Origin of the sequence: Neisseria sp. HMSC055H02 (assembly GCF_001813335.1) — a bacterium.
GTDB classification, from domain to species: Bacteria; Pseudomonadota; Gammaproteobacteria; order Burkholderiales; family Neisseriaceae; genus Neisseria; species Neisseria sicca_C.
Genome location: NZ_KV812126.1, coordinates 1 through 9121 on the forward strand (window position 1 = coordinate 1; position 9121 = coordinate 9121).

The following is a 9121-nucleotide window of genomic DNA, read 5'->3' on the forward strand; positions in this document are numbered from 1 at the left end:
GTCGCCTGAAATCCCTTTCAGACGACCTTTTCATTTTCTTACTGTCTAATTCAATTAGCCGATTTCATTATACTTAGTCGGCAAACTGTTTTTTCATACGTTCGCGGCGTTCTTGTGCTTCTACGGAAAGTGTCGCAGTCGGGCGGGCAAGGAGGCGTTTGAGGCCGATGGGCTCGCCGGTATCTGCGCAGAAGCCGTACTCGCCTTCGTCGATGCTGCGGATGGTTGCTTGTACTTTGCCCAGAAGTTTGCGCTCGCGGTCGCGGGTGCGCAATTCCAGCGCGTACTCTTCTTCTTGAGTGGCGCGGTCGGCAGGATCGGGAGCCGATTCGTGTTCTTGCAGGTGGCCGGTGGTGGCAGATGCGTTTTCAATCAGTTCGTCTTGCATTTTTACCAGCAGTTCGCGGAAGAATGCCAACTGATCGCTATTCATGTAGTCTTCTTCCGGGCCGTCCCAATTCAAAATGTCTTGTTCTGTCAGCTTTGCCATAATTTTTCTTTCAATCTATTGCGGGAAACGAAATGCTACTCAAGTGGTTTATTTTATTGATTTCTTAGGACTTCTTTTCTCAAGCCCGTTTGGAAATGGCGGCATGATACCATGTTTTCACAGCCGTGGTTTTGATTTTCACTTTTTTGCATTTTGCTTACGTCATACTGCAAATTCTTAATGAACTCGCTGTTTATTGCAGTAGCCACAAGTTGATTTGACGGGTAATTTGAGGCGATAGACTGCTTAACCAAATCCACAGTAATAATGCCAATATACTACCTGAAAAATCGTGGCGTCCGTACTTTAAAAACTGCACGGGAGAAAGTATGGGGCGATATATCCGTTCCAACGCGACGGAAAGCTGGGAATAAGGATCTTTAATACTGAGCGCCATACGGATAAACAACCCTATCAACAATACATAAGCTGCTGATTTAATTGTATTCAATACTGCCAGTATAAAATTGGCGATGATGATTTTGACGCTGAATGCGGTAGGCTGCGCCACTAAAGTGATGAAGGTAAATACGATGTAATATAACAACAGTCCTGACAACAGGCAGGCGGGGTCGTATTTTTTAACCGGCAGAATTTTATGCAGCGGGTTGACCAGCCAATCGGTTGATCGCTTGCTGAACGCCAATAATGCATGATTTTCACTCAATCCCGCCGCCTGCAGGAAGAGGCGTGCCAAACACAGGATAACGATGCCGTCGGCAAGCAATATCAATAAATCTCCGCGCATTTTCAGACGACCTTATATTGTTGTGCCATTTCCTGCGAACGCTTGACGCAGGCTTCCACGCCTTGGGCAACAGCTTCGGCGACGCGGCATGATTTGAACGTTTCGATGGCTTCGTGGGTGGTTCCGCCTTTGGAAGTAACGTTTTGCTGCAATCGCGCGAAGTCTTCGCCGCTTTGCTCTGCCAAGGCGACTGCGCCTTTGAACGTGGCGAGACTGAGGGCGCGTGCATCTTCTTCGTCGAACCCTTGCGCCTGAGCGGCGGCTTGGAGCGCGCCGAGCAAGTAAAAGACGTAGGCGGGTCCGCTGCCGCTAATACCGGTAATATTGTGCAACTTCTCTTCTTCGTCCAACCAAACGGTTAAACCGACGGAACGCATAATCCGGTCGGCGGCGGCACGGTCGGCTTCGGATACTTCGGCTTCGGCAAACATGCCGGATACGCCCAAACCGATTTTTCCCGGCGTATTGGGCATGGTACGGACGATGCGGCGCGTTCCGCCAAGGTAGCGGCTGAGGGTATCAATAGACAAACCGGCAGCGACGGATAGCACCAATGCGCCGTTGACACGAACGTTGCGGCACGCGGCTTCCATATCCTGCGGCTTGACGGCAAGAATCAAAACGTCGTCTGAAAGCAGTTCGGGCAGGGATTCGGAAACTTCGACATTCAATTCCTTTGCCAAACGCTCGCGTTTTTCCGCGCCGCGGTTGGCGATGTGGATGCGGTATCCGCCCTGCTTGACCAATCCGCCCGCAATGGCAGCTGCCATATTGCCGCCGCCTAAAAAGTAGATGTTCATAAATTTCCTTAATTTTTTAAATGAGATACATTTGCTGAGGTCGTCTGAAATGCCGTTTCCACCCAACCGGAAAAATTTCAGACGACCTTTTTACCAACGGACGCTTTCGGGCAACGATGTTCGGTATAAACCCTGTTTTTCCAAACAATCCAATCCTTCTTGTTTGAAAGTTTCCGCCAAAGGGCGTTTATCGCGGGTGTGCCAATCCAGTCCGCAAGCTTCAAACTTTTTGATTTTCCTCATGAAATAATCATTAGCTGCGGTACGGTAAGCATTATCGTCAACAGAATAACTCCCGTCTGCCAAACGTGTTCCGCGGAAATCCTCGATAGAAGGCGGCGGCTCGCCTTTAATTTCCCAAAAATCTATTGCTGCCGGCTTTTTGGGCTTACACCAGCCCGATAAGGACTCACATGGATACCAGCCCATCAACCGACAACCCGTTAAGGACAAACCAAGCAAAACAACCGAGATAATCTGTTTTATTGACTGTCTTTCCCTTTTGGTTCCCGTCTGCCGAAAATCGCGCTGCCAATGCGCACATGCGTTGCGCCGCATGCGACTGCCACAGACATGTCTCCGGACATCCCCATCGACAATACATCCGCGTGGACACCCGCCGCGTTCAGGTCGGCGAGCAGTTGCTGCATGGTTTGGAACTGAACACGCAATGCTTCATCATCGCTGTCAGCTTTGGCGACACACATCAACCCGCGCACAACCACATTCGGCAACTTCGCTACTTCTACCCCCAGCACGACCGCTTCATCGGGCGCAACGCCGTGTTTCGCCTCCTCGCCCGCGATATTGACTTCGATGCACACCTGCAAAGGCGGCATTTCGGGCGGACGCTGTTCGCTCAGGCGGCGGGCGGTTTTCAGACGACCTATCGTATGCACCCAATGCGCGCGTTCGGCGACAAATTTGGTCTTGTTCGACTGCACATCGCCGATGACGTGCCAAACAATGTCGGGCAAATCCGCGAGCGTTTCCGTTTTTTCGTACCACTCCTGAATATAGTTTTCGCCAAAATCACGCTGCCCTGCGGCATATACCTCGCGGATGTCGTCTGAAGGGAAGGTTTTGCTGACGGCAATCAGACCCACTTCGCCCGCCTGCCTGCCCGCCTTTTGCTCGGCTTCGGCAATGCGGCGGCACACCTCCGCATAATTTTGTTGCAATACCGACATGATTTCTTCCTTTATTACATCAATTACAGCGATTTTGAAAATTTTACTTGGTCTGAACGGTTTATGTATTTAAAATAATACAATTTATCGGAACCTGAACAGGGAAATGCCCGGCATTCCGCGTCCGCATTTTAAATCGGGTTCCGCCTCATTATTCTAAACTAAAACAAGGCCACATTATGCAGATTACCGACTTACTCGCTTTCGGCGTCAAAAACAAAGCTTCCGACCTTCACTTAAGCGCCGGAATGTCCCCCATGATCCGCGTTCACGGCGACATCCGCCGCATCAACCTGCCCGAAATGTCCGCCGAAGAAGTCGGCAACATGGTTACTTCGGTCATGAACGACCACCAGCGCAAACTGTTCCAACAAGATTTGGAAGTGGACTTCTCCTTCGAGCTGCCCAACGTCGCCCGTTTCCGTGTCAACGCATTTACCTCCAACCGCGGCCCTGCCGCCGTCTTCCGTACCATTCCGAGCGACGTATTGACACTGGAAGACCTGCGCGCACCGCGTATTTTCCAAAAAATCGCCGACAACCCGCGCGGCTTGGTATTGGTAACCGGCCCGACCGGTTCCGGTAAATCCACCACGCTGGCGGCAATGATCAACTACATCAACGAAACCCAACCCGCACACATCCTCACCATCGAAGACCCGATCGAGTTCGTCCACCAAAGTAAAAAAGCCCTCGTCAACCAGCGCGAGCTGCACCAACACACCCACAGCTTCGCCAACGCCCTGCGTTCCGCATTGCGTGAAGACCCCGACGTGATCCTCGTGGGCGAGATGCGCGACCCCGAAACCATCGGCCTCGCGCTGACTGCCGCCGAAACCGGCCACTTGGTATTCGGTACGCTGCACACCACCGGCGCCGCCAAAACCGTGGACCGTATCGTCGACGTATTCCCTGCCGGCGAAAAAGAAATGGTACGTTCGATGCTGTCCGAATCCCTGCGCGCGGTTATTTCGCAAACCCTGCTGAAAACCCGCGACGGCAACGGCCGTGTCGCTGCACACGAAATCCTCATTTCCACCCCCGCAGTGCGCAACCTGATCCGCGAAAACAAAATCGCCCAAATCAACTCCGCGCTGCAAACCGGTCAATCACACGGCATGCAAACCCTAGACCAAGCGCTGCAAACCCTCGTCCGCCAAGGTACCATCAGCCCCGACGTAGCCCGCAGCAAAGCGCAAAACAGCGACAGCATGACCATCGTCTGATAAACACATTCCATTATCGGGAACAAACCAGGTCGTCTGAAAACGCAGTTTACACAACGAGGAAGCCCGTTTCCCGTTTTCAGACGACCTCCGCAAGGCAGGACAACACCCAATAACAAACAAACCGCCGCCGGTCTCAATATTCACTTACTGATAAAGAGTACACAAAATGAGCGAAACAACTCCTTTACACGACTTACTCAGCGAAATGGTGCAAGCCTACTCGCAAAAAAACCAACCGCCGCATATCCCCACCCCCGCCGAAATCGGCACACACCTCCATCCCCTGCTCGACCGTATGTGCGTTGAAGCAGAAAAACGCGGCGCATCCGACATCTTCATCAGCGCAGGTTTCCCGCCTGCCGTCAAAGTCAGTGGCACCCTGACCCCCGTCCCGCACAAAGCCCTGACCGGCGAAGACACAGCCGCCATCGTCGAATCCACCATGAACCCCGAGCAGCTTGAGACCTTCAACCGCGAATGGGAACTCAACTACTCCGTCCAATCCCGCAGCAACACCCGTTACCGTGTCAACGCCTACCACGAACAAGGCCGCGTCGGCATGGTCTTGCGCCGCATCAACCAAGAAATCCCCGAAATGGAGAGCCTCGGCCTGCCCGCCAAACTCAAAGACCTCTCCCTTTCCCCGCGCGGCCTGCTGATCCTTGCCGGTCCGACCGGTTCCGGTAAATCGACCACCATGGCATCCATGCTCGACTACCGCAACCACAAAATGCCCGGCCACATCGTCACCATCGAAGACCCGATCGAATTCATCTACAAACCCCGCCGCAGTATCTTCACCCAGCGCGAAGTCGGCATCGACACCAACGACTGGAAAATCGCCGTTCAAAGCGCGATGCGTCAAGCGCCCGACGTCGTCTGTATCGGCGAGGTGCGCAGCGAAGCCAGTATGGAATACGCCCTCCAGCTTGCCCAAACCGGCCACTTGTGCGTCTTCACCATCCACGCCAACACCGCTGCCCAAACCATCGAGCGTATCATCAACTTCTACCAAGAAGACCGACGCAAACAGGTCCTCATGGATTTGGCACTCAACCTGACCGGCATCATCGGCCAGCGCCTCGCCATCAAGAAAAACCGCAGCCAGCGTACCGCCGTCGTCGACCTGCTGCTCAACACGCCCGCCATGCAGGATTTGATTTTCAAAGGCGAACTCATGGAAATCCGCGAACTCATGATGCGCTCCGGCACAGACGGCATGCAGACCTTCGACCAACACCTGTTCGAACTCTACATCCAAGGTCAAATCGAATACGACGAAGCCCTGCGCCAAGCCGTTTCCACCAACGACCTGCGCCTGCGCATCCAAATACACGAAGAAGGCAACGACCCCGACCGCCTCTACGACCGCATCAGCGATTTGAACCTGATTTCGTAAACACCCGATTTCAGGTAAGACAAAGGTCGTCTGAAAACCCAAGAACCAAGTTTTCAGACGACCTTTGTTATAGTGGATTAAATTTAAACAGGACAAGGCGACGAAGCCGCAGACAGTACAGATAGTACGGTACGGCAAGGCGAGGCAACGCCGTACCGGTTTAAAGTTAACCCACTATATTTCCTCAAGACCTTTGATCATTTCGTCCAGCAAACCGGATGCTGTTGTTTCCCTTCTTTTAGTTATAGGGATGATTTGCTTTTACGCTCGCTGGGTTTGCATTTATCCGCATCCGCAGAACGGATCGGATTTGGCGTAAGGCGGCGTGAGCCTCAGGTCGTCTGAAAACTATGTTAGTATGCGGCAGATTTGAATTTCAGGACAAAATGATGAACCGATTGTGCGCATTGCTGACCAGACTGTGGCTGGGTATGCAGGTAATGGCGGGCTATGTTGCTGCCCCGATTTTATTTGAACGGCTTGGCAAGCAGGAAGCAGGCAATATCGCCGGCGTGCTGTTTTCAATCAACAATTATTTCGGTCTACTCGCTTGGATAATGGCTTGGCTGGTGGTTCGAAGCAACCGAAACCATTCGTTTTCCGCCAACGGCAAAGTCGCGCCGAAATTCATTATTCTCCTTCTGATACTGACCGCATCCAACCAATTCCTGATAAGCCCTGTTATCGCAGCACACAAGGCGGGCACGGAAAACTGGCTGCTTTCGTTATTGGGCGGCTCTTTCGGTATGTGGCACGGCATTTCCAGCATCATTTATCTGGTATGCAGCGTCTTGGGCTTAGGTTTGCTGTGGCGTTATTTGAAATTCGAAAACAATTAGCTATCCATATGTTCGAAAACAATTAGCTATCCATATGGTCGCATTTCCTTTTGAAAAACCCTTGCCTTGTTCTTTAATAGCTCGGGTTTCTTCATCAGAATTTTTTCATTTCTTCGGCGGCGGGTTACTCCATGATTTATCCTTCGTATCAAGAAATCAGAGAAACCATTCAAGCCCGACATAACAAAGGTCGTCTGAAAACTCAAAACAAAATTTTCAGACGACCTTTCTCTCCCTTATGGCAATAAAGCCACACTAACCAATGTAAACCGACTTTCAACCTACCATCATTTTTATATAACCCGAAGTCGTAACCGATTGCTCCATCTTCACTCAAAAACGTTCATAAATCTTGATACTTTTCATCGTACTTTACGCAAATTAAAAATCACGCATCTGATTTTTCAGACGACACAAATTCAGCAGTTCCAACAAATTACAAACGTTAAGTACTTGCGAAAATGGGTAACGCCTCGGCAAAGGCGGTTGCGGCTCATCCGCAAGCATCCGATACTGGATGCGTCGGAAGCAGAAACAAGCTTCCTGTTTATCCGTGAAGGAGCATTATTATGAAAAAAACCTTACTGACTGTTTTATTGGCTACCGCTTCCGCCATCACTTTCGCTGACGGTTCTTTTACCGGCGCAGGCTTGGAAGTCGGCGCGGGCGCAACCAAAAGTGATGTGCGCAATGTCAATCTGAACGAAAAAACCAAAGGCGACGTCGCCGTACGCGGCAGCTACAACACACAATTCGGACAAAGCAACTGGATTGGCGGCGTTGAAGCCGGTGTCAAACCGCTGCACCGCAAAATCGCGGGCAATGTAAAACAAAAAGTCGATGCCAACGTTTCCTACGTCCAAGGCTACCGCCTGACCGACGATGTGATGGCTTACGGTAAAGTAGGCTACCACTACGGCCGCTTCAATAATTTGGACGCAAAACACACGAATATGAATGGCCTCGGCTACGGCGTTGGCGCGAAATACGCCATTGCACCGAATGTCGAAGTCGGCGCCGAATGGGAGCAGACCCGTTATAAAAAAGACGATTTGAAAGTCCACAACAACAGCTACATGGCTACTGTCGGCTACCGCTTCAAATAATCTTTTTAAACAGACAAAGGTCGTCTGAAACCCAAATTTTGGTTTCAGACGACCTTTTTTATCAGCATTTCTGATTTGGATAGACGATACAGCCGACTGCTCAGTTCATCATTCGTGTGCAGGAATGATGACAATAGATACTGTATCAAAAACCAAACGGATCGTTATACCGATTGCTGATTTGCTGTTTTTCAGTCGGTAAAGAAGGTATGCGCGCCCAAATAATTCTTCGCGTAAAACGGGCTGGAAAGTTTTTCGGTTTTAATGGTTTTGCCGCTGCTTGGCGCATGGATGAATTCACCGTTGCCGATGTATAGGCCGACGTGCGAATATTTGTTCGCGCCGCCTGTGTTGAAGAAAACGAGATCGCCTGCCTTAAGGCGGCTGTCGGGGATTTTACGGCTGCCCGCCGCCATATCGCGGGCGGTGCGCGGCAGGCTGACACCGAGGGCGTTTTTATAGACAAATTGAATCATGCCGCTGCAATCAAAACCGGTAGAAGTAGTGCTGCCGCCCCATTTGTACGGCGTACCGATAAGACCCATGCTGTGCAGCATCAGCTCTTGCGAACCTTGTGTGTGGTCGATATTGCTGATGCGGACGGGTTGGACTTTTCGGGCAGAAGCGTGGGTGTTGGCCGTCGGACGGTGTTTGCCTGTTGAGAAGCCGCATGAGGCAAGAAGAGGGATTAAGGCGGCGGTCAGGATAGTTTGAAATATGTGTTTCATGATGGTTAACCTTTATGAGTAACACTGATTGTAGTCTTTTTAAGGTCGTCTGAAACCTGAATTTTGGTCTTCAGACGACCATTTATGAAATGAAAGTTGGTTTGGGAAAACTCAAGTACGTGAGCTTTGCCTGCGAACTTGCCGTCTGCAAATCTAAATCCGTTATACCTGTTATTTATCTCGTGGGTAGAATCCACGCTACGGATGGTTGTAACGGTAACTTATCCCTTCCCCCGTCTGGCGGGGAAAGGTTAGGATGGGGGTGGGTTTGTGGGTTTGTGGGTTTAGGTAAAATCGGATTTGTGTAGCCGTAAGATCCACCCGCTGCCCAGCCCTCTCCCGCCAGACGGGCGAGGGGGCAGGCTGCAGGTTAAAATTAAGGTCGTCTGAAAATTTTGAGATTTTAGTTTAGAAAAACTTGTTCATGCTCGTTTTCAGACGACCTCGTTTATTCAATCAAAACTGGTTTGGGATAACTGAACCCGTAGCGTGGGCTTTGCCCTCGAAATCCACTATCTGACAACCCGAATCCGGAAACCGTGTCTGTTATTTATCTCGTGGATAAAACCCACGCTACGGGTGGCTGCAACGG

At 51.0% G+C, this 9121-nt stretch carries 10 protein-coding genes; 4 read left to right on the plus strand and 6 right to left on the minus strand.

The window, feature by feature from the left end; genetic code table 11:
* Positions 1-73: 73 nt before the first annotated feature.
* The 5 genes from dksA to HMPREF2907_RS10590 all read right to left on the minus strand — a co-directional run bounded on the left by dksA (position 74) and on the right by HMPREF2907_RS10590 (position 3228).
* Positions 74-490, minus strand: coding sequence for an RNA polymerase-binding protein DksA (dksA, locus tag HMPREF2907_RS10570; RefSeq protein ID WP_003744416.1), 417 nt, complete (start codon positions 488-490; stop codon positions 74-76).
* Positions 491-683: 193 nt separating this feature from the next.
* Complete coding sequence (locus HMPREF2907_RS10575; protein WP_070682653.1) at positions 684-1238, minus strand: YggT family protein; 555 nt, start codon at positions 1236-1238, stop codon at positions 684-686.
* A gap of 2 nt (positions 1239-1240) precedes the next feature.
* Positions 1241-2038, minus strand: coding sequence for a pyrroline-5-carboxylate reductase (gene proC, locus HMPREF2907_RS10580; protein WP_070682654.1), 798 nt, complete (start codon positions 2036-2038; stop codon positions 1241-1243).
* Between the two features lie 90 nt (positions 2039-2128).
* Positions 2129-2467 carry an RNA-binding protein gene (locus HMPREF2907_RS10585; RefSeq protein WP_083310732.1) on the minus strand — a complete coding sequence of 113 codons (339 nt, stop codon included), beginning with the start codon at positions 2465-2467 and terminating at the stop codon, positions 2129-2131.
* A gap of 53 nt (positions 2468-2520) precedes the next feature.
* Positions 2521-3228: a YggS family pyridoxal phosphate-dependent enzyme gene (locus HMPREF2907_RS10590; RefSeq protein ID WP_070682655.1), complete on the minus strand. Its 708-nt coding sequence runs from the start codon at positions 3226-3228 to the stop codon at positions 2521-2523.
* A 179-nt stretch (positions 3229-3407) separates the two neighbouring features.
* Between HMPREF2907_RS10590 and HMPREF2907_RS10595 the strand changes: the two genes are divergently transcribed.
* The 4 genes from HMPREF2907_RS10595 (at position 3408) to HMPREF2907_RS10610 (ending at position 7801) form a co-directional block, all read left to right on the plus strand.
* Entirely contained in the window at positions 3408-4454 is a 1047-nt protein-coding gene (locus HMPREF2907_RS10595; RefSeq protein WP_003767088.1) for a type IV pilus twitching motility protein PilT, read from the plus strand.
* A 169-nt stretch (positions 4455-4623) separates the two neighbouring features.
* Positions 4624-5856 (plus strand): PilT/PilU family type 4a pilus ATPase, encoded by a 1233-nt coding sequence (locus tag HMPREF2907_RS10600; protein WP_070682656.1) that lies wholly within the window; start codon positions 4624-4626, stop codon positions 5854-5856.
* 389 nt (positions 5857-6245) lie between these two features.
* Positions 6246-6695 (plus strand): DUF4149 domain-containing protein, encoded by a 450-nt coding sequence (locus tag HMPREF2907_RS10605; protein WP_070682657.1) that lies wholly within the window; start codon positions 6246-6248, stop codon positions 6693-6695.
* Between the two features lie 569 nt (positions 6696-7264).
* Positions 7265-7801 carry a porin family protein gene (locus HMPREF2907_RS10610; protein WP_070682658.1) on the plus strand — a complete coding sequence of 179 codons (537 nt, stop codon included), beginning with the start codon at positions 7265-7267 and terminating at the stop codon, positions 7799-7801.
* A 191-nt stretch (positions 7802-7992) separates the two neighbouring features.
* On the opposite strand, the gene HMPREF2907_RS10615 is transcribed toward HMPREF2907_RS10610, so the two are convergent.
* Complete coding sequence (locus tag HMPREF2907_RS10615; protein ID WP_070682659.1) at positions 7993-8529, minus strand: C40 family peptidase; 537 nt, start codon at positions 8527-8529, stop codon at positions 7993-7995.
* Positions 8530-9121 lie beyond the last annotated feature (592 nt).